The sequence below is a fragment of the Streptomyces sp. CB02959 genome, assembly GCF_002803155.1.
Lineage (GTDB): Bacteria > Actinomycetota > Actinomycetes > Streptomycetales > Streptomycetaceae > Streptomyces.
The window spans coordinates 124,575-145,118 of sequence record NZ_NNBP01000026.1; the positions used below are offsets into that span (position 1 = coordinate 124,575).

Genomic DNA, 20,544 nt, shown 5'->3' on the forward strand with positions numbered 1-20,544 from the left:
AAGGGGCGGGGGCCACCCGGCCACCCGCCCCGCACCACCGGACACCGCGCCTCACGCCGTGGGCAACCAGGACACCTGCCCCGCGAGCAGCGCGTAGCCCAGGAACGCGACGATGTCGATCAGGGCGTGCGCGGCGACCAGCGGCCCCACCCGGCCCCAGCGCCGGTACACCAGGGCGAAGATCACGCCCATCACCATGTTGCCGAAGAACCCGCCGATGCCCTGGTAGAGGTGGTACGAGCCGCGCAGCACCGAACTGGCGGCCACCGCCGCCCACGGTGTCCACCCCAGCTGCCCCAGCCGGCGCAGCAGATACCCGACGACGATGACCTCCTCCAGGACGGCGTTCTGCACCGCTGAAGCGATCAGCACCGGGACCTTCCACCACACCTCGGGCAGCGCCTCGGGCACCACCGTCAGGTTGAACCCGGCCGCCCGCGCGCCCAGATAGAGCAGCAGTCCGCTCCCCCCGATGAGCGCCGCCAGTCCGGTGCCCACCCCCAGGTCGAAGCCGGGCCGCCTTCGGTCGAAGCCGATCGCGCGCAGCCCGCCGGCCCGTTCGCGCAGCAGCAGATGGGCCACCAGCACCACCGGCACCAGCGCGGTGGCGATCCCGAACAGCTGCCAGGCGAGATCCAGCCAGGGGCGGCCGGGCGCGTGCGAGGCGTTGAGCGTCGCGGCCTGGTGCTTGAGGCCGCCGGGTCTGGTCAGCGCCCCGACGAAGCTGATGAGCGCGGAGACCGCGCTGGCTCCCAGGGAGAGCGCCAGGACGATCAGCGTCTCGTTCCGCAGCACGCTCCGGGCGGGCTCTCCGGCCGCCTCCCGCAGCCGCCCCGAGCCGTTCCCCGCGCCCGGAACGTCCGCGTCCGGCACGGGAGTTGCATCCGACTGCAAAGGTTCCTCCACTTCCGCAATACCGCTTCTTCACCACCGTCGCACCGCTAGGGTCTCGAAAGCAGGTACGAATCGCTCGCGACAGGCCGGGGACGGGCACCCTCCGTGGGGGGGTGTTCCCGTCCGCATCGATCCCGATGGAGGTCCGGGGCTCCGGAACTCCGATTATCAGGAGAGGCGCTACCGCATGGGACGTCACAGCTTGCCTGACGACTCCGCACCGCAGGCCACGGGGTCCCCCCGACCGCGCCGCCGCCGCCGGCGGACGGTCGCCGTCGCCACCGCCGTCGTCGTCGCGGCCGCCGCCGGCTCCATCGTGGCGGTGCGCGGCGGACTCCTCCCCTTCGGCAAGCCGTGCGGCGGCGACGCCGTACAGCTCGCGGTGGTCGCCTCGCCCGATATCGCCCCGGCGCTGGAGGCGGTGGCGGACGAGGCCCGCAGGGACGCGGTCCGCACCGACGGCAAGTGCCTGGACGTCACCATCAACGCGCAGCCCTCCTCCGAGGTCGCCGACTCGCTCGCCCAGCGGCCCGCCGACCCCGAGTTCCAGGTGTGGGTACCGGACTCCGACCTGTGGGTGGACCGGGTCACCGACGAGCGCGGCTCGTCCCTGACGTCCGTCGGCTCCCTCGCCTCCTCGCCGATCGCCCTGGGCGCGGTCCGCGACGCCGCCCGGACGCTCGGCTGGCCGGGGAAGACCTACTCCTGGACCACGCTGACCCGGACCGCGACCACCGGCGGGACGCTGCGCCTGGGCGTCGCCGACCCGGCCCGCAGCGCTACCGGACTGCTCGCCCTGGCCCGCATCGACGCCGCCAACCGCAAGGCGGCGGCGAACGCCGACGAGGCCGACACCCACACCGCCGCCACGGCCAAACTCCTCTACGAGCGGGTCGCGGACGGCGACGACCAGGTGCTGGCCACGCTGCCGCGCAACGACTCCGGTGCCGAACAGGGCAACCCGCGGCGCAACCAGGCGGTGCTCCTCTCCGAGCAGGCCGCGTACGCCCACAACACCCGTGGGGACGGCGGCCCCCCGCTCGACCTCTTCTACCCGGCGGACGGCACCGCGCAGCTCACCTACCCCTACACCCTCGTCGACGACAATGCCCTGAGCGCCGACCAGAGCCGCGCCGCCAACCGCTTCATGACCCTGCTGGACGACACGTCGGGGCAGCAGACCCTGCACGACCACGGCTTCCGGGCCGGCAACGGCAGTGCCGACCCGAAGCTGACCGGCACGGCCGGCGGTCGCGCACCGCAGCCGTACGCCGCCGCGCCCGCCGACCCGCCGTCGGCCAAGGAACTCCAGGCGCTGCTGGGCATGTGGACCATCACGGTGCAGAGCGCCCGGATCACCGCCGTCGTGGACGCCTCGCCGTCGATGGCGGCGCCGGTCCCCGGGCAGGGCGGCCGGTCCCGGATGGACCTCGCCAAGAGCTCCCTCCTCCAGGCGCTGTCCACGTTCACGCCCGAGGACGAGATCGGACTGTGGAAGTTCGCCACCCACCTGGACGGCGCCCGGGACTACGTGGAGCTGTCGCCGACCAGCCGGCTCGGGGACCGCGGCGCGGGCGGCGGCACCCACCGCGACGAACTCACCGCCGCCTTCGGTTCGCTGGCGCCCGTGCCGCGGACCGCCACCGGCCTCTACGACACGACGCTGGCCGCGTACCAGCGGGCGTCCGCGACGTACACCAGCGGGAAGTTCAACACGCTGGTGATCGTGACCGACGGTGCCAACGACGACGCCGGCAGCATCGACCTGGATTCCCTGACCGCCGGCCTCAAGCGGCTCGCCGACCCCAAGCGGCCGGTGCCGCTGATCGCCATCGCGATCGGCCCACAGGCGGACCTGGCCGCGCTGAACCGCATCGTGGCCCCCACCGGTGGCTCCGCGCACCAGGTCAACGACCCGTCACAGATCCACGAGGTGATCCTCAAGGCCATCATGGCGGCGGGCAGCCACGGCCCCCGCTGAGTCGTGTCCGGACGGGGGCGGCTGCCGGCAGGCACGCTCCCGGTCCACGGCACCGCCCCACCGCACGACGGCCGCACCGGCTCCGCGTTTCCACCCGGGGGAACTCCCATGACCAGCCGACCGTCCACCAAGCGACCGGCGGGCAAGTCAGCGCCGTCCGCGCGGACTTCGACCACCCACCCGGCCATCAGCCGGCCCCGGCCACTCGCCGCCACGGCCCTGGCCGGCGCGGGCCGGACCGCCCGGATGCGGCAGCACTACGAGATCCCACGGGACAGCTGGTCGGACTGGCGCCCCTACGGCGAGCGCGGCTACACGCTGTGGACACCCGCCCAGGACCAGTCGGGCGGCCCGGTCGCGGCGTCCTGCCCCCGCGGCCGGGTCGGCACGTACACCTACAGGCTGGCCGTCACCGTCGAGGTGGCGGGCCGCACCGTCGACGACTCCCCGGCGGCGAGCCCTCAGATCCGCACCGACTGCGGCACCGGCGTCAGCTGACGGACGGGCCCGCCGGACCCGCCGCTGGCGGTGCTACGACACCCGCCCCTCGGGCGCCGTCCGCCGCTGCGCCGGTACGACGGCCCCGCCGACCGGCCACGCCACCGGCCAGGTGTGCACCGGCTCCCCGGTGTGCATCAGCTCGCTGTAGCGCCTGGTCATCGCGGCCAGCGCGGCGTCCCGGGGCAGGCCGTGCCGCAGCGCGTGGTGGAACGCCGCGGTCTGCCAGGCCGCCCCGTTGGTCCGGCGTGCGCAGCGGGCCTCGATGATGCCCAGATAGTGGTCCCGGTCGGCCGGTTCGACGCCCCAGGCGTCCAGCCCGGCCGCCGCCAGCGGCAGCAGTTCCTGTTGGACGAGGCGTACCGCGGGGACCTCGGCGAGGCCACCGGCGCGGCCGGGCCGGGGCCAGCGGAGGGTGGCGTCGATACCGTGCCGGCAGGCGGCGTCGAAGTTGGCGGCCGCGGCGCCGAACGGGAGCCGGGTCCACACGGGGCGGGGCTGTTCGGCCAGGGCGCGCACCAGGCCGTAGTAGAAGGCGGTGTTGGCCATGACGTCGGCGACGGTGGGGCCGGCCGGCAGGACCCGGTTCTCGACGCGGAGGTGCGGAACGCCGTCGGCGACCGCGTAGACGGGTCGGTTCCAGCGGTAGATCGTGCCGTTGTGCAGGACCAGTTCGGCGAGGTCGGGCACCCCGCCCGCGTCGAGGACGCGCAGCGGCTCCTGCGGTCCGCAGAGGGGCAGCAGCGGCGGGAAGAAGCGCAGGTTCTCCTCGAACAGCTCGTAGGCGGAGTCCACCCAGCGCTCGCCGAACCAGGTGCGCGGACGCACTCCCTGGGCCTGGAGTTCGGGGGCGCGGGTGTCGGTGGCCTGCTGGAAGGCCGGCGGCCGCGACTCCCGCCAGAGCTCCCGCCCGAACAGGAACGGCGAGTTGGCGCCGACGGCTATCTGGACGGCGGCGATCGCCTGGGCCGCGTTCCAGACGGCGGCGAACCGGCCGGGCGTCACCTGGAGGTGCAGTTGGACAGAGGTGCAGGCGGCTTCGGGGGCGATCGACGGCGACCGGGTGACCAGGCGCTCGACGCCCTGGATGTCGATGGCGAAGTCCTCGCCGCGGGCGGCCCGCATCTGGTCGTTGAGCAGGACGTAGCGGTCGTTGGCGGAGAGGCTGGCGACGGTGAGGTCGTCGGCGTGCAGGGTCGGCAGAATGCCGATCATGACGATGCGGGCGGCGACTTCCCGGGCCTTTCTCTCCGCGTAGCCGAGTCCGGTGCGGAGTTCTTCGGAGAGCTGGTCCAGAACGCGGCCGGACAATCGATGCGGGGTGATGTTGACCTCTAGATTGCACTGTGCGAGTTCGGTCTGGAAATCGCCGCTGGCGATCCTTTCGAGGACCTGCGAGTTCAGCATGCGGGGGAGCCCGTCGGCACCTGCGAGATTGAGTTCGATCTCCAGCCCCATGAGATTCTTGGGGCGGTCGAACCGCTTCTCCGCCAGGAGCCGGTGCAATCCCTCCAGACAGTCGTGCAGCTTTCTTCGATAGCGCTCCCGGTCCGCCAGGTCGATCCCGTCCGCGGCGACCTTCTCCCCCATCGGCGGGTCCCTCCTAGAGTGAACGGCTGGCGGCCGCGGGCTGCGGGGCACCGCTCCGGCACCCCGAGCACGGGCTACGGTCGATGATGCCCCGGCAATCTGATCGATAACGCCTCAAGGGCATGCCGGTACCGTTACTCTCGTGGAGACCGGCACGGGGCATTTTCCACCGGCATATCTCGGCGGCCAGCACCGTCCGCATTTCGCTCGTAAAAAACACCGACGGGTTCCGGCCTACCACTCCGTCGAAGAATTACGAGGTGACCTCCCCCACCCCCGCACAAAGCGGCGGAAATCACCCCGGGCACCGGGCCGAATTCCGCCTTGCCGGAAATCCGCAAGGCGGGTAGCCGAAACACTTCCAGAACATATGTCGTATAAACTTCGCAGACGAGGCAGAGATTTGGCGTCAGTGTGGCGGTGCTCCCATCGGTGCCCGGCACCGCTGCCGACCCACGCTGTCCGCAGCTCCGATCAGCCAGGCTCTGACCCGCCCGCAGACAGCGCCGTCCGCACTGCCACGCTCCACCGTGTCTCCTAAGTGAGAGGCGACCCGCCATGCCGCTGCACGTTCCTCCCGCCCCTGCGCCCGCCCTGCGCAGCGTCCTCAGCGCCCTCGGCTCCCCCACCGCGGTCCGCGAGGCCCCGGCCTCCGCGCTCCGCACCCATCAGGGGCCGCTGAGCCCCGACCACCCGCTGCCGGTGCACGTCTGGGACGACGTCAGCCAGGCCGGTCCGCCGCGCACCCGCCTCGCCGGCTGGCGTTTCCTGGTCCGCGGCCGAGAGCGCGCCGTGGCAGCCGCCGAGGCCCGGCTCACGCCGGACGGCTGGACGTTCTCGCACTTCTGCGACGGCCCCTACGTCGCCGCCACGGAGCGGGCCCTGCAGCAGGCCGAGTCCCTCACCGCTCCCTACCAGCCGCGCCTGCTGTCCGTGCCGGAGCTGTACATGCTGACCCTGTGGCTGCACCACGACCTCGCCGCGGACGGCGCCGACGGGATGCCCACCACCGGCGACCTCCTGGTACCGCTGGCGCCCGCCCCGCCGGGGATCGCCTCCCACCTCCCGCAGCGGGTCGCCGATCTGCTCCCCCGCCTGACCCTCCGCCTGGGCCCGGCGCCGCTGCTCCGCGAACCGGCCTGACGGGCACCACCACCCGCACGCCCGCCCTGCACCGATGCGCCCCGCGGACTCCTCGACCGCGGGGCGCACCGCCGTGTCCGCCCCCGTGCGCCGGCAGCGCGCCAACCCCCCGGGGCGCGCGCTCAATTGGGAGCAACCGCCCGCACGGGTGACGCGTCACTATCGAGTGTGTACCGCTGCTGCGAAATCCCTGCGGAATCCCATCCGTGGGGCAAGACTGGGACCGACAGGAAACGGGGGAGCGGCCATGAACACCTCATCGAGCCGCACGACGTTCACCACTCCGCAGCGAAAGACAACTTCCATGTGCCAGCATCAACCGCCATGCCCGTCAGCCGACTCCACCGACCGGGAGGCCGCGCACCTGGTGGCGCACCACCCGGAGCAGGGCTGGAGCCTGCTGTGCAACGGCGTCCTGCTCTTCGAGGACACCGGTGAGCTGCTGCCGGACGGGCAGGTCATCGCCCCGACCCGGGTCACCGCCGCCGCCTGATCGCGGCCACCCGGCACGTACACCAGGGCCCCCGGCGCATCCGCCGAGGGCCCTTGATGTTGCCACCGGTCACCGGTGGCCGTGGTGATCAGACGTCGTACTCGTCCAGCGGCGGGCAGGAGCAGACGAGGTTGCGGTCACCGAAGGCACCGTCTATCCGGCGCACCGGCGGCCAGTACTTCTCCGCGGCGGCACCACCGGCCGGGAAGACGGCCTCCGCGCGGGTGTACGGGTGGGCCCACTCGCCGCCGAGCGCGGCCGCGGTGTGCGGGGCGTTGCGCAGCGGGTTGTCGTCCTTGTCCCACTCCCCCGAGCCGACCTTGTCGATCTCGGCGCGGATGGCGATCATCGCGTCGCAGAACCGGTCCAGCTCGGCGAGGTCCTCGCTCTCGGTCGGCTCGATCATCAGCGTGCCGGCCACCGGGAACGACATCGTCGGCGCGTGGAAGCCGTAGTCGATGAGCCGCTTGGCGACGTCGTCGATGCTCACACCGGTCGCCTTGGTCAGCGGCCGGACGTCGATGATGCACTCGTGGGCGACCAGCCCGCCGGGACCGGTGTAGAGCACCGGGAAGTGCGGCTCCAGGCGCTTGGCGACGTAGTTGGCGCTGAGCACCGCGACCTGGGTGGCGCGCTTGAGGCCCTCGCCGCCCATCAGGCGGACGTACGCCCACGAGATCGGCAGGATGCCGGCCGAGCCCCACGGAGCGGCGGAGATCGGGCCGACGCCGGTCTCCGGGCCCGCGGTGGGCTGCAGCGGATGGTTGGGCAGGTACGGCGCCAGGTGGGCGCGGACGCCGACCGGGCCGACGCCGGGGCCGCCGCCGCCGTGCGGGATGCAGAACGTCTTGTGCAGGTTGAGGTGCGAGACGTCGCCGCCGAACTTCCCCGGCTCGGCGAGGCCCACCAGGGCGTTGAGGTTGGCGCCGTCCACGTAGACCTGACCGCCGGCCTCGTGCACCGCGGCGCAGATCTGGGTGATGTGCTCCTCGAACACGCCGTGGGTGGACGGGTAGGTGACCATCAGGACGGCCAGCTCGTCCCGGTGCTTCTCGATCTTGGCGTGCAGGTCGTCGGTGTCGACCTCGCCGTCCTCACCGGTCTTGACGACGACGACCTTCATCCCGGCCATCACGGCGCTGGCGGCGTTGGTGCCGTGCGCCGACGACGGGATCAGGCAGACGATGCGCTGCTCGTCCCCGTTGGCGCGGTGGTAGGCGCGGACGGCGAGCAGACCGGCCAGCTCGCCCTGGGAACCGGCGTTGGGCTGGATGGACACCTTGTCGTAGCCGGTGACCACGGCGAGCCGTTCCTCCAGCTCCCGGATGAGCGTGAGGTAGCCCGCGGCCTGGTCGGCCGGGGCGAAGGGGTGCAGCTGGCCGAACTCCGGCCAGGTGACCGGCTCCATCTCGGTGGTGGCGTTCAGCTTCATCGTGCAGGAGCCGAGCGGGATCATGCCGCGGTCCAGCGCGTAGTCCTTGTCGGCGAGGGTGCGCAGGTAGCGCAGCATCGCGGTCTCGGAGCGGTGCTGGTGGAAGACCGGGTGGCCGAGGTAGTCGTCGGTGCGCTGCAGCGACTCCGGCAGGGCGTCGGCCGCGGCCGCGTCCAGCGCGTCGATGTCGCCCTGGACCCCGAAGGCACCCCAGACGCCGGCCAGCTGGGCGCGCCCGGTGGTCTCGTCGCAGGCGATGCCGACCAGGTCGGCGTCGACCTGGCGGAGGTTGACGCCGGCCTCGCGGGCCGCGGCGACGACCTCGGCGGCCCGGCCGGGCACCCGGGCGGTCAGGGTGTCGAAGTAGGCGCCGTGGAGGAGCTCGACGCCGCCGGCCTTGAGCCCCTCGGCGAGGATCGCGGCGTACCGGTGGGTGCGGCGGGCGATGGTGCGCAGCCCGTCGGGGCCGTGGTAGACGGCGTACATCCCGGCCATGACGGCGAGCAGCACCTGCGCGGTGCAGATGTTGCTGGTGGCCTTCTCGCGGCGGATGTGCTGCTCGCGGGTCTGCAGTGCCAGGCGGTAGGCCTTGTTGCCGTCGGCGTCGACGGAGACGCCCACCAGGCGGCCGGGCAGGCTGCGGGCGTACTGCTCGCGGACGGCCATGTAGCCGGCGTGCGGACCGCCGAAGCCCATCGGGACGCCGAAGCGCTGGCTGGTGCCGATCGCGATGTCGGCGCCGAGCTCACCGGGCGAGGTGAGCAGCGTCAGCGCCAGCAGGTCGGCGGCGACGGTGACGATCGCGCCCAGCTCGTGCGCCCGCTCGATCACCGCCCGCGGGTCGCGCACGGCACCGGACGCGCCCGGGTACTGGAGGAGCACGCCGAAGACGCCGCGCTCGGCGATCTCGTCCGGGATGCCGTCGGTGAGGTCGGCGACCACGACCTCCACGCCGGTCGGTTCGGCGCGGGTCCGGATGACGGCGACGGTCTGCGGCAGACAGTCCGCGTCGACCAGGAAGACACCCTGCTTGACCTTGCCGACCCGGCGGGCGAGCGCCATCGCCTCGGCGGCGGCGGTGCCCTCGTCCAGGAGGGACGCACCGGAGGTGGGCAGCCCGGTCAGGTCGGCGACCACGGTCTGGAAGTTCAGCAGGGCCTCCAGGCGGCCCTGCGAGATCTCCGGCTGGTAGGGCGTGTACGCCGTGTACCAGGACGGGTTCTCCATGACGTTGCGCAGGATCACCGGCGGGGTGAACGTGCCGTAGTAGCCGAGTCCGATCATGGACGACAGGACCTGGTTGCGGTCGGCGAGCGCCCGCAGCTCCGCCAGGACCTCGGCCTCGGTGCGGGCCTCCGGCAGGCCGAGCGCCTCGGCACTCTTGATCACGTCGGGGACGGCGGTGGCGGTGAGCTCGTCCAGCGATCCGAAGCCGACCTGCGCGAGCATCTTGGCCTGCGCCTCGTGGTCGGGCCCGATGTGCCGGCGCTCGAACGGGGTGCCGCGCTCCAGCTCGGTCAGGGAGATGCGGTTGGTGGTCATCTGCGGGGGCCTCCTGGTCAGTACGACCTACGAGGGGCACCACGGCGCTGGTGCCCGGACGGCCTCCCCCTCTGTCATCTCAACCTGAGAGCTTCACCGGCCCGCGGGCTGCGGTCCGGCTTTCACCGTCGGTGAGGAAGGGTTCCGGCATGGTGTCTGTCCGTGGCCCGCCCTGCTTTCCAGAGTGACCTCATCCATGCGGTACGTGTGCCTGAGAGATTCCGGGGAGGATTTGCTCCTTCGGCGCCCTGGTCGCGAACGACTCAGGACTCTCCCGCATGGGATCGACGGCCATTCGTCAGCCTACCAGCGCACTGCCGGAACGATCCTTCGAGTGGCCGGGGCATGAAATGTGCCGTTTCGTAGTTGTCACAAGGCAGTTGCGACCAATTGGAGGGACCGTGCAAACCGATATCGATCCCCGGAGCCTCATCGGCCGCAAAGCGTTCGACCGGAACGGCGCGAAAATAGGGACCGTCGACGAGGTCTACCTCGACGACGCGACGGGCGAACCGGAATGGGCGGCCGTCCGCACCGGCCTGTTCAGCCGGGATGCGTTCGTCCCCCTGGAACCGAGCAAGATGGTCGGCGACAGCCTGCACATCCCCTACGACCGCAAGCTGATCAAGGATGCCCCGGACTTCGGCGTCGGCCGGCACCTCTCCCCCGAGCAGGAACTCCAGCTCTACCACCACTACCGCCTGGATATCTCCGCACCGCCCGCGGACTCATCCTCATCCGCCGGCGACACCGACTTCGGGCGGATCGCCGGCGCGGACGACTGATCCGGTCCGCCCCGCAGCGGCAGGGGCTCGCCCGGCCGCAGCGCCGGATCGTCGACGGCGAAGGTCCGCACCCGCCCCGGTGCGGACCACGGCGCCTCGAACCGCACGGTCACCCGCCCCACGCCACTGCCCTGCACCCATCCGGCACCGAACTCCTCGTGGATCACGTCCAGCCCCGGGTGCCAGCGCCGCGGCAGCTCCGCACCGGGCTCCGGCTCCCCGGCCGCCACCCCCTCCGGCTCCGCCGTCGCGCCCGCCGCCTGCTCCGCCGCCTCCCGCTCCGTGGCCAGCTGGGCGAACAGGTCCTCCTGCGTGAAGTCCGCCAGCCCGCTCACCCCCACGCCCAGCAGCCGCACCCCGCCCGTGGTGTCCACCGTCTCCAGCAGCCGTACGGCGGCCTCCCGGACGACCGCCGGGTCGTCGGTCGGCCCGCGCAGCGTCTCGGACCGGGTCAGCGTCGAAAAGTCGTAGTTCCGCACCTTGATCACCACCGTGCGCCCGGACCGCCCGGCCGACCGCAGCCGCGCCACGCACCGATCGGCCAGCCGCAACACCTCGTTCCGCACCCGCGTCCGGTCGGTCAGGTCGACCTCGAAGGTGTCCTCCACCGACACCGACTTCGCGTCCCGCTCGGCCACCACCGGCCGCTCGTCCCGGCCCAGCGCCATCCCGTACAGCCCGGTGCCGTGCGCCTTCCCCAGCAACCGCACCAGCTCCGCCTCACCGGCCTCCGCGGTCTCCGCGACGGTGTGGATCCCGGCCCGGCGCAGCGTCTCGGCCGTCGCCGGCCCGACCCCGGGCAGCGTCCGCACCGGCATCGGCCCCAGCAGTTCCCGCTCGGTACCCGGCTCGATGACCACCAGGCCGTCCGGTTTCGCCGCCTCGGACGCGATCTTGGCGAGCATCTTGGCGCCGGCCAGCCCCACCGAACCGGTCAGCCCGGTGGCCGCCCGGATGTCACGCCGCAGCTGCTCCCCCACGGCCCGCACCGCGGCGGTCTCCGCCGGCACCCCACCGGCCTCCAGGTCCACGAAGGCCTCGTCCAGGCTCAGCGGCTCCACGAGCGGCGACAACGCCCGCAGCAGCTCCATGACCACTTCACTCACCTGGCGGTACAGCGTGAACCGGGGACTGAGATACGCGGCGTTGGGGCACAGCCGGCGCGCCTGCGCCGTCGGCATCGCCGAACGCACCCCGAAGACCCGCGCCTCGTACGAGGCGGTGGCGACCACGCCGCGCGGCCCGATCCCGCCGACGACCACGGGTTTTCCCCGCAGGCTCGGCTTGGCCGCCTGCTCGGCGGCCGCGTAGAACGCATCCATGTCCAGATGCAGGATCGTCGGCGCACGTCTCACACCACTGATGCTGCCGCACACCACTGACAATCGGCCCGGTCCCGGGCCGCGCACCGCCCGGCAGCCGTCAGCCGGCGCGGTTCCGCCGCCGTGCCAGCTCGTCGTGCGGGTTCTTCCCGATCAGCGTCTCGCCGGTGTCCACTCGCTCCCCGTGGAGCTGTGACAGTGCGCCCTCCACGTCCCGCCACACCACGCCCACGGCGATACCGAAGACGCCCTGGCCTCCCTGGAGCAGATCCACGACCTGGTCGGGCGAGGTGCACTCGTAGACCGTCGCGCCATCGCTCATCAGCGTCATCCGCGTCAGGTCGTCCAGCCCCCGGGCCCGCAGATGCTGGACGGCGGCGCGGATGTTCTGCAGCGACACCCCGGTGTCCAGCAGTCGCTTGACGATCTTCAGGACGACAACGTCCCGGAAGCTGTAGAGCCGTTGGGTCCCGGACCCGTAGGCCGGCCGGATGCTGGGCTCCACGAGGCCCGTCCGCGCCCAGTAGTCCAGCTGTCGGTAGGTGATGCCCGCCGCCGCGCATGCGGTCGGTCCGCGGTAGCCGATGTTCTCCGCCTCGCGGTCCCCCGACATCGCAGTGGCCTGTACCGGGCTGCGGTTCGTCGCCGCGCCCGTGTGGAGCGGCAATGCCCCTTCCGCCGCCGTACCGTCGCCGGTGATTGCCACGCCGCCCTCCGTCCTTCACGTCCCGGACGGGACCTGCCATATCGACGGTATGCAGTCGCTCGGGGTGCGTCAACGATCGCCGCGCTCGCCACGCCGAGTGATAATCACCCTACGAGTGGTTTCTCGTGACTTGTCACGGGGAAGGGATTACAGGTTGGCCGGAAACAGGTGCTTCACATGGCCGATCACTGGTTGGTGCCGAAGTCCTCGGGCGAGATCTGATCGAGGAACTCGCGGAACTTCTCCACCTCGTCCTCCTGCTCGTCCGGGATGGCGATCCCCGCGTCGTCCAACACACCGTCGGTACCGAAGATCGGTGTCCCGGTGCGCAGCGCCAGCGCTATCGCGTCCGACGGCCGGGCACTGACCTCGACACCGCTGGCGAAGACCAGTTCGGCGTAGAAGACCCCTTCGCGCAGATCCGTGATCCGGACCTGCGTCAGCTCCTGCCCCACGGCTTCGAGCACGTCCTTGAAGAGGTCATGTGTCAGCGGCCTGGCAGGGACCATGCCCTGCTGGGCGAACGCGATGGCGGTGGCCTCTCCCGGCCCGATCCAAATGGGCAGGTAACGGTCGCCTCCCACCTCCCGCAGCAGCACGATCGGTTGGCTGGAAGGCATCTCCACCCGGACACCCACGACGTCGAGCTCGTTCACACAGCAACCCTAGGCCGTGCCCGGCAGGTTTGGGTAGTCGGGCACTCTTTTGCTCACGGCAGAGGGACGCGCAGAGCGCTCTGCAACAGCGCCGCGTGCAGCCGCACCGACAGCGTGGCCAGCTCCCTGGCGGTGGCTTCGGCATGGGCCCGGGTCTGCGGATTGCGGTGCCGCCGAAGGGGTGCAACGACCTGCTCGACCAGCCCAGCCTCGCGCTCCGCGGCCGCCTTCACGGCACGCAGGTGCCGCGGCTCCAGGCCGAAGCGGCCGAGGTCCGCCACGAGTTTGGCCACGGTGACGGCTTCGATGTCGTACCTGCCGTCCCCGTGGGCGACGATGAGTCCGTACGACTCCCAATCGGCGAGCGTCGCCTCGTCCACCTCGGTGGCGGCCAGCAGCTCCGCCCGGCCGATCCGAGCGGCCGTCGGGCGCTCCTCGTCGAAGTCGGACACGCCCTCGACCAGATCCCGGGGCGGCGTCGGAGCGGGCAGTTGCACCTGCTCGCCCCGCTCCAGGGCGTCGAGGTGCTCCCTGATGACCTTCAGGGGGAGGTAGTGGTCCCGCTGCATCCGCAGCACGCCGGCCAGCCGCTCGAGGTCGGCCGCGGTGAACTTGCGGTACCCGGAAGGCGTGCGCTGCGGTTCGACCAGCCCCTCGGCCTCCAGAAACCGGATCTTGGAGATGGTGACCTCGGGGAACTCCTCACGCAGCGCGTTGAGCACGGTGCCGATGCTCATCGGTTTGCGGTCCGAGGAGGCGGCGCCGGACGAGCCGGCACCGCCTGTCGGTGTGTGGCGCATATGCCTTCCCTGGCGGTCAGATACCGACGCCCCGCTGGCTCGCGTAGAAGACCAGGCGGTACTTGCCGATCTGCACCTCGTCGCCGTTGGAGAGGACCACGGATTCGATCGGCTCGCGGTTGACGTAGGTGCCGTTGAGGCTGCCGACGTCGGTGACCGTGAAGCGACCGTCCGAACCACGACGGAATTCCACGTGACTGCGCGAGACCGTCACGTCGTCGAGGAAGATGTCGCCCTGCGGGTGGCGGCCCGCCGTCGTCAGCTCACCGTCCAGGAGGAAACGGCTGCCGGCGTTCGGGCCCCGGCGGACGACCAGCAGCGCCGAGCCCATCGGGAGGGCGTCGACGGCCGCCTGGGCCTCCGGGGAGAGCGCGGGCGAGAGATTCTGCCCGGTCGCCTCCGCGTCGTACGCCTCGATCCCCGAGATGGAGATCGTCGACGTCGTCTCGGAGGCCCGCTCGGGCTGGGCGCCCGCACGCAGGGGCGCGCCGCAGTTGGAGCAGAACCGGCTCGCCTCGGCGTTCCGGTGCCCGCACCTCGTACAAACCGGCAAGGTCGACCCTCCACCCGTGTGTGCGGCTGATGGTTCCTGGGAACCTATGCGGCCGGCACCGGAGGGGTCAACAGAACCCGCGCCGTGCCCCTCGGACGGACCGCCGACCTCGTCACGGAACAGCGGACGGTTCTCGGTCGCGCTTTCTTCTTCCGACCGGCGCGGGGCGCGATGCCGCGCAGAGCCGCCGTCGCCTTCCTGGCGCGCGCTCTTGCCGAACAGCTTTCCAAACAACTTCACGGGCGATTCCCCTTGTACGACACAGACCCGCCCGTGGGGCAGGACGAACCCTCGATGCAGACACCGGCCGATCCGGACATCCTGTGAACGTCCGTGGCCTTCAGACAGTTTCCACCACACACCACACGCACGGTGCGTCGACCCCCCGCTACCTCATGCCCTCGCCGGGCCATCACCATACGTGGATGCCTCACTGGGATGACGACCGAGCGTAGTCAGGCCGCTTCGCCTCTCGCAAGGCGTCCACAATGATCTTCTCTTCACGGGTCACAGACACCTTGGCCTGCTCCTTTTCCAGCGTCTGGACCACTCCGCCCGGGATGTTGAGCGCCGGCTCCAGGTCCTCCGGCTTCCCGATGACCTTGAACTGGTACGGCGGCGTGACGCGCTTGCCGTCAATCTCCACCCCGCCCCGGAGATCCGAGAGATAGGTGCTCGCGACGACCCGAACGCCGTTGACCTGGATGGCCTCGGCTCCGGCCGCCCGCAGTTCCTGGATGGTGTCCAGCAGCTTGTCCGCTTCCACGGAGTGGTGGGGGTCGTCGATGGTCAGGTTTATGCCGGGGCCCTGCGCCGCGACGGTCCCGGCCAACACGCCCAGCTGCTGTTCCTTCTCCACGGTCTGCTTACGAGCCTCCTCGGCCTGGTCCGAGCTGTTCTCCAGCTCGGTCTTCTGCCCTTCCAGGCGCCGCTGCTCATCCGTCAACCGCTGGGAGCGATTGTCCAGTTCGTCCAGGATGCGCACCAAATCCTCTTGGCGCGCGCCCCGCAGCGCACTGCTGTCACTGGTGGAACGTACCTGAATCGCGAGGCCGAGGCCGAGAATGAACAGGAGCAACGCGACGATCAGTTGGGCCCGGGTCAGTCGCGGCGGCCACAGACTGGCCCGCAGCCGCTGCCGACCGGTCGCCGGAGACGACTCGGCTTCGTCGTCCGCCGCCGTATCCGTGTCGCCACCAACTGCCGCTTCCGTCCCCTTCTGTCCCACTTCCGGCTCCGCACGCTCCGGTTCCGTCCCGCCGGTGCGCTCTTCCGCCCACCCGGGCCTACGGGGACGCTCGGGCGGCATCGGCCGCCGCTCGGCGGGGTGCTCCCCAGGACCGCCCTGCTCGGGGCCGGGCTTCCGCTCCGGCCGCTCCTCGGGCGTGCGCTCCGGCTCCGGCGTCTCGTCCGCTGCCATCGGCCTCACGCCCGGAAGACGTGCCGGCGGATCGCGGCAGCGTTGGAGAAGATGCGGATACCGAGCACCACGACGACGCCGGTGGAAAGTTGGGCGCCGACGCCCAGCTTGTCTCCGAGGAAGACGATCAGCGCGGCGACCACGACGTTCGACAGGAAGGAGACGACGAAGACCTTGTCGTCGAAGATGCCGTCCAGCATCGCCCGCAGACCGCCGAACACGGCGTCCAACGCGGCGACGACAGCGATCGGCAAGTAGGGCTCGACCACCGTCGGCACCACGGGTCGGACGACGATTCCGACCACGACTCCCACGATCAGGCCCAGTACGGCGATCACGATGTGCCCTTCCCTGTGTCGGCGCCGTCCGCCTTCGCGGCACCGGCCTCCGGCTTTGCAGTACGTACGGTCAAACTGGGCGCGGGCGGCAGCGTGACCTCACTCTCCACGGAAATCCTGGCGCGCACGCCGTAGTTCTCCTGCAGCACGTGCAGGTACTGGCCGTCGGCACTGTCCTGGAACTCGGTGCTCAGCCGCTGCCCGTCCCCCACCGCCAGCACCGTATAGGGCGGCACCAGCGGCTTGTTGTCGACCAGTATGGCGTCTCCCGCGGCTCTGACCGCCGAGAGCGACGTGAGCCGCTGCCCATTGACGGAGATGGCCTCCGCACCGGACTGCCACAGGCCGTTGACGACACGCTGCATGTCACGGTCGCGCACCCGCCCGGTGTCCGAGAAATCACTGCTCTCGCGCGGACCGCCGGTCCCGGCCTCCGACCCCTTGGCGTCGTCCACGACGAGCTTCACGCCCGGTCCGGTGGCCTGGGTCGAACCGGCCAGCAGCGCCAGCAGTTCGGCCTTGCCGTCGCCGTGCTGCTTCAGCGCCTCGCGCTGCATCCGGTCCACCGCGTCCCGGGTCGTGTCCACCCGCTGCTGCTGGGTGTCGGCCTCGGCGGTGCCCTTCTGGATGCGGTTGATCAGCTCCTCGCGCTCCTTGGCCAGGGTCGGCGCCGACACCCGGGCCTGCGCCGCCCCCACGGTCACCACCAGCGCCGCCAGCACCAGACCGGCCGCCAGCCCCAACTTCGCCCGCAGCGTGCGCGGCAGACCGCTGACACCCTCGGCGGACTTGCGCGCGGCGGCCTCGGCATATCCGTCGTCGAGGCTGTGGTCCATCACGTTGGTCAGCAGCGACATGGACGCGTCGGGGCGCCCGGCCGAGGGGTGGGGGTTGCTCCGATCGGGGCGCTGCGGCGACATGCCGCACATCGTCGCACGTCGCCGCCGCGGTCTCCCAATGGCCCCACCGGCGTGCCGATCGGGCGGCACGCCGGTGGGGAGGGGTCAGCGTCCGGCGCTGTCCACCACGGCCGCCCACTCGTCCAGCAGCTGCTGGGCGGAGACGTCGTCCGGGCCTTCCGCCCAGAGGTGGGTGACCGCCTCGGCCGGGTCGGGCAGCACGAGCACCCAGCGCCCGTCGGCCTCCACGATCCGCACGCCGTCGGTGGTGTCCACGTCCCGGTCGCCGGCCGCCTCCACGACGTGCCGCATCACCAGGCCCTTGACCGCCCACGGCGTCGCCAGGTCCCGCCGCCGGACATGCGCCCGCGGGATCCGCGCGTCGATCTGGCTGAGCGTGAGCTGCGTACGGGCCACCAGTCCGATCAGCCGGACGAACGCCGCGGCGCCGTCGAAGACACTGCTGAACTCCGGGATGATGAACCCGCCCTTGCCGTCACCGCCGAACACCGTGCCGTCCGACCGCCCGACCCTGGTGAGGTCGTCCGGCGACGTCGTCGTCCACTCGACCTGCGTCCCGTGGTACGCCGCCACCTGCTCGGCGATCCGGGTCGTGGTCACCGGCAGCGCCACCCGCCCGCTGCGCCGCTCCGCGGCGACCAGGTCGAGCATCACCAGCAGCGCACGGTCGTCCTCGATGATCCGGCCGCGCTCGTCCACCAAGGAGAGCCGCTCGCCGACCGGATCGAAGCGCACACCGAACGCGGCCCGGGCCGAGGCGACGATCTCACCGAGCCGGACCAGCCCGGAGCGGCGGGCATCGGCGGTCTCGGTCGGCCGGGACTCGTCCAGACCGGGGTTGATGGTCAACGAGTCGACGCCGAGCCGGCCCAGGAGACTGGGCAACACCAGACCGGCGCTGCCGTTCGAGGCGTCCACCACGACCTTCAGACCGGAATCGCTGATGCCCGTGGTGTCCACCGCCCGCAGCAGCGCTCCCGTATAGGAGTCGAAGACGCTGGACGGGAATTGCAGATCACCGATCTCACCGGGGAAGGCCCGTCGGTACTCCTGACGGGCGTAGACCCGGTCGAGCTTGCGCTGCCCGGCCTGCGAGAGGTCCGCGCCCCGCTCGTCGAAGAACATGATGTCGACGGAGTCCGGCACCCCCGGCGTGGTCCGCACCATGATCCCGCCGGCGCTGCCCCGCGCGGTCTGCTGCCGGGCGACCGGCAGGGGCACGTTCTCCAGGTCGCGGACGTCGATGGCACTCGCCTGCAGCGCGGAGATCACCGCGCGCTTCAGGGCCCGGGCACCGCGGGAGTGGTCGCGGGCCGTGGTGACCGTCGAGCCCTTCTTCAACGTGGTGGCGTACGCGCCGGCGAGCCGCACCGCGAGTTCCGGAGTGATCTCGACGTTGAGGATTCCCGACACCCCGCGCGCCCCGAAGAGGTGCGCCTGCCCGCGGGATTCCCAGATGACCGAGGTGTTGACGAACGCACCGGCCTCGATCGTCTTGAAGGGATAGACCCGCACATTGCCCTGGACGATCGACTCCTCACCGATGAGGCATTCGTCGCCGATGACCGCGCCGTCCTCGATCCGCGCGGCCCGCATGATGTCGGTGTTCTTGCCGATCACACAGCCGCGCAGATTGCTCTGCTGACCGAGGTAGACGTTGTCGTGCACCACCGCTCGGTGGAGGAACGCACCGCTCTTGACGACGACGTTGGAGCCGACGACGGTGTGCTCGCGGATCTCCACGTCCGCCTCGACCTTGGCGTAGTCACCGATGTACAACGGGCCGCGCAACACCGCGTCCGGGTGCACCTCGGCTCCTTCGGCGACCCACACTCCCGGTGAGATCTCGAAACCGTCGATATCGACATCGACCTTGCCTTCGAGTACATCGGCCTGGGCCTTCACATAGCTTTCATGCGTGCCGACATCCTCCCAGTAACCCTCGGCGACATAGCCGTAGATAGGCTTGCCTTCCTTCATCAACTGCGGGAAGACATCACCGGACCAGTCCACCGGAACATCGGACTCGACGTAGTCGAAGACCTCCGGTTCCATCACGTAGATACCGGTGTTGACGGTGTCGGAGAAGACTTGGCCCCAGGTGGGCTTTTCCAGGAATCGTTCGACCTGACCGCCCTCGTCGACGATGGTGATGCCGAACTCCAATGGATTGGGCACCCGCGTGAGGCAGACCGTGACAAGGGCACCCTTTTCCTTGTGGAACCGGATGAGATCGGTGAGGTCGAAGTCGGTGAGGGCGTCACCGGAGATGACGAGGAAGGCGTCGTCCTTGAGGGCCTCCTCGGCGTTCTTCACGCTCCCGGCGGTGCCGAGTGGCTTTTCCTCATTGGCATAGGTGAGCTCCATTCCGAGCTCTTCCCCGTCGCCGAAATAGTTCCGGACGAGCGAGGCCAGGAATTGCACGGTCACGACGGTCTCGGTGAGACCATGCCTTTTCAACAGCCGCAGTACATGCTCCATGATCGGCCTGTTGGCCACGGGGAGCAGCGGCTTGGGCATGCTGGACGTCATGGGGCGAAGGCGTGTGCCTTCGCCGCCGGCCATCACAACGGCCTTCATGTCGGAAGCGTCCTCCTCGAAGAGACGACGGTCTTGCCGACTTCACTTGTCAAGGGCGCCCGCTGACTCCCCCGTCGCGGGCGCCGGGCCTAGGCACGATCTGCCGATTCGGCGAGTTCAGTCGGCCGTGGCGTCCGCCCTGATGATCCGGCGGACCTGGACCACGTAGAGGATCCCTGCCCACCAGTACAGCGCTGTACCCCATCCGGCGAACGCCCATCCGAAAATAGCAGCGAGTGAGTGAAGCCAGCCACTTCCGTCACTGAGCAGCAGCAACGGGAAGGCGTACATCAAGTTGAACGTAGCCGCTTTGCCCAGGAAGTTCACCTGGGGCGGACCGTACCCGTGGCGTCCGAGGAGCCCGACCGCGATCAGCAGCATCAACTCGCGGGCGAGCAGCGCCGCGGTGAGCCAGACCGGGAGGATCTCCCGCCAGGTCAGACCGACGAGGGTCGAGAGGATGTAGAGCCGGTCGGCAGCCGGATCGAGGATCCGTCCCAGGCTGCTGATCTGGTTCCAGCGCCGGGCGAGCTTGCCGTCGAGGTAATCGCTGACACCGCTGAGCGCGAGAACCAGCAGCGCCCAGCCATCGGCCTTCGGACCACCGAATTTCGGCCAGAGGATCAGCCACAAGAACACCGGCACGCCGACCAGGCGCGCCATGCTCAGAATATTCGGGATGGTGAGGACACGATCTGTCTGGATCCGCGTCTCCTGGACCTCCACGCGGAAGCCTCCTGTGGGAAAAATGTGCCGATGATGCCCCCGACTTTACCTGGCCCGCCGGCCTCGCCGCGCCGCGGGGCCCCGTCGCGGAACGCAAAAAGCCCCGCCAGGAACCGAAGTTCCCAGCGGGGCTTTCTTTCACATTTAGTTCGGCGGCGTCCTACT

The 20,544-nt window shown here is 70.7% G+C and carries 18 protein-coding genes and 1 riboswitch; of the genes, 5 read left to right on the forward strand and 13 right to left on the reverse strand.

Annotation, left to right across the window (positions count from 1 at the left end):
* Positions 1-51: 51 nt before the first annotated feature.
* The gene (locus CG747_RS34480) at positions 52-894 is read right to left on the reverse strand and encodes a CPBP family intramembrane glutamic endopeptidase (RefSeq protein ID WP_100605812.1); all 843 of its coding nucleotides are present in this window, start codon (positions 892-894) and stop codon (positions 52-54) included.
* Positions 895-1,081: 187 nt separating this feature from the next.
* Here CG747_RS34480 and CG747_RS34485 point away from each other — a divergent pair, with 187 nt between their 5' ends.
* Complete coding sequence (locus CG747_RS34485) at positions 1,082-2,875, forward strand: substrate-binding and VWA domain-containing protein (RefSeq protein ID WP_100605813.1); 1,794 nt, start codon at positions 1,082-1,084, stop codon at positions 2,873-2,875.
* 108 nt (positions 2,876-2,983) lie between these two features.
* Positions 2,984-3,373, forward strand: coding sequence for a hypothetical protein (locus CG747_RS34490; protein ID WP_100605814.1), 390 nt, complete (start codon positions 2,984-2,986; stop codon positions 3,371-3,373).
* A 33-nt stretch (positions 3,374-3,406) separates the two neighbouring features.
* On the opposite strand, the gene CG747_RS34495 is transcribed toward CG747_RS34490, so the two are convergent.
* On the reverse strand, positions 3,407-4,963 hold the full coding sequence (locus CG747_RS34495) for a glutamate-cysteine ligase family protein (protein ID WP_100605815.1): 1,557 nt from the start codon (positions 4,961-4,963) through the stop codon (positions 3,407-3,409).
* Positions 4,964-5,521: 558 nt separating this feature from the next.
* On the opposite strand from CG747_RS34495, the gene CG747_RS34500 reads away from it, so the two are divergent.
* Positions 5,522-6,106, forward strand: coding sequence for a hypothetical protein (locus CG747_RS34500; RefSeq protein ID WP_100605816.1), 585 nt, complete (start codon positions 5,522-5,524; stop codon positions 6,104-6,106).
* A 304-nt stretch (positions 6,107-6,410) separates the two neighbouring features.
* Positions 6,411-6,599 carry a DUF5999 family protein gene (locus tag CG747_RS34505; RefSeq protein WP_308303825.1) on the forward strand — a complete coding sequence of 63 codons (189 nt, stop codon included), beginning with the start codon at positions 6,411-6,413 and terminating at the stop codon, positions 6,597-6,599.
* Between the two features lie 88 nt (positions 6,600-6,687).
* Here the strand turns inward: CG747_RS34505 and gcvP are convergent, their stop codons facing one another.
* Positions 6,688-9,573, reverse strand: a complete 2,886-nt coding sequence (gene gcvP / locus CG747_RS34510; RefSeq protein ID WP_100605818.1) for an aminomethyl-transferring glycine dehydrogenase — start codon at positions 9,571-9,573, stop codon at positions 6,688-6,690.
* A gap of 189 nt (positions 9,574-9,762) precedes the next feature.
* Positions 9,763-9,860: riboswitch (glycine riboswitch) on the reverse strand.
* Positions 9,861-9,974: 114 nt separating this feature from the next.
* Here gcvP and CG747_RS34515 point away from each other — a divergent pair.
* Positions 9,975-10,358 (forward strand): PRC-barrel domain-containing protein, encoded by a 384-nt coding sequence (locus CG747_RS34515; protein ID WP_180985816.1) that lies wholly within the window; start codon positions 9,975-9,977, stop codon positions 10,356-10,358.
* On the opposite strand, the gene CG747_RS34520 is transcribed toward CG747_RS34515, so the two are convergent.
* The 10 genes from CG747_RS34520 to CG747_RS34565 form a co-directional block, all read right to left on the reverse strand.
* On the reverse strand, positions 10,268-11,713 hold the full coding sequence (locus CG747_RS34520) for a DNA polymerase IV (RefSeq protein ID WP_100605820.1): 1,446 nt from the start codon (positions 11,711-11,713) through the stop codon (positions 10,268-10,270). The two genes, CG747_RS34515 and CG747_RS34520, sit on opposite strands and share 91 nt — an antisense overlap.
* Before the next feature lie 67 nt (positions 11,714-11,780).
* Positions 11,781-12,386, reverse strand: a complete 606-nt coding sequence (locus CG747_RS34525) for a MerR family transcriptional regulator (protein WP_100605821.1) — start codon at positions 12,384-12,386, stop codon at positions 11,781-11,783.
* A 185-nt stretch (positions 12,387-12,571) separates the two neighbouring features.
* Complete coding sequence (locus tag CG747_RS34530; protein WP_016571419.1) at positions 12,572-13,042, reverse strand: bifunctional nuclease family protein; 471 nt, start codon at positions 13,040-13,042, stop codon at positions 12,572-12,574.
* 53 nt (positions 13,043-13,095) lie between these two features.
* On the reverse strand, positions 13,096-13,842 hold the full coding sequence (locus tag CG747_RS34535; RefSeq protein WP_100605822.1) for a MerR family transcriptional regulator: 747 nt from the start codon (positions 13,840-13,842) through the stop codon (positions 13,096-13,098).
* A gap of 16 nt (positions 13,843-13,858) precedes the next feature.
* A complete protein-coding gene (locus tag CG747_RS34540) occupies positions 13,859-14,707 on the reverse strand; it encodes an FHA domain-containing protein (RefSeq protein WP_257980933.1) in 849 nt (282 codons plus the stop codon).
* A gap of 118 nt (positions 14,708-14,825) precedes the next feature.
* Positions 14,826-15,815 (reverse strand): DUF881 domain-containing protein, encoded by a 990-nt coding sequence (locus CG747_RS34545; protein ID WP_100605824.1) that lies wholly within the window; start codon positions 15,813-15,815, stop codon positions 14,826-14,828.
* Positions 15,816-15,820: 5 nt separating this feature from the next.
* A complete protein-coding gene (locus CG747_RS34550) occupies positions 15,821-16,153 on the reverse strand; it encodes a small basic family protein (protein WP_016578706.1) in 333 nt (110 codons plus the stop codon).
* Positions 16,150-17,073 carry a DUF881 domain-containing protein gene (locus CG747_RS34555; RefSeq protein ID WP_100605825.1) on the reverse strand — a complete coding sequence of 308 codons (924 nt, stop codon included), beginning with the start codon at positions 17,071-17,073 and terminating at the stop codon, positions 16,150-16,152. The genes CG747_RS34550 and CG747_RS34555 overlap by 4 nt, the downstream gene beginning before the upstream one ends.
* An 84-nt stretch (positions 17,074-17,157) precedes the next feature.
* Positions 17,158-19,653, reverse strand: coding sequence for a mannose-1-phosphate guanyltransferase (locus CG747_RS34560; RefSeq protein WP_100605826.1), 2,496 nt, complete (start codon positions 19,651-19,653; stop codon positions 17,158-17,160).
* Positions 19,654-19,770: 117 nt separating this feature from the next.
* Entirely contained in the window at positions 19,771-20,379 is a 609-nt protein-coding gene (locus tag CG747_RS34565) for a CDP-alcohol phosphatidyltransferase family protein (protein WP_100605827.1), read from the reverse strand.
* Positions 20,380-20,544: the final 165 nt, after the last annotated feature.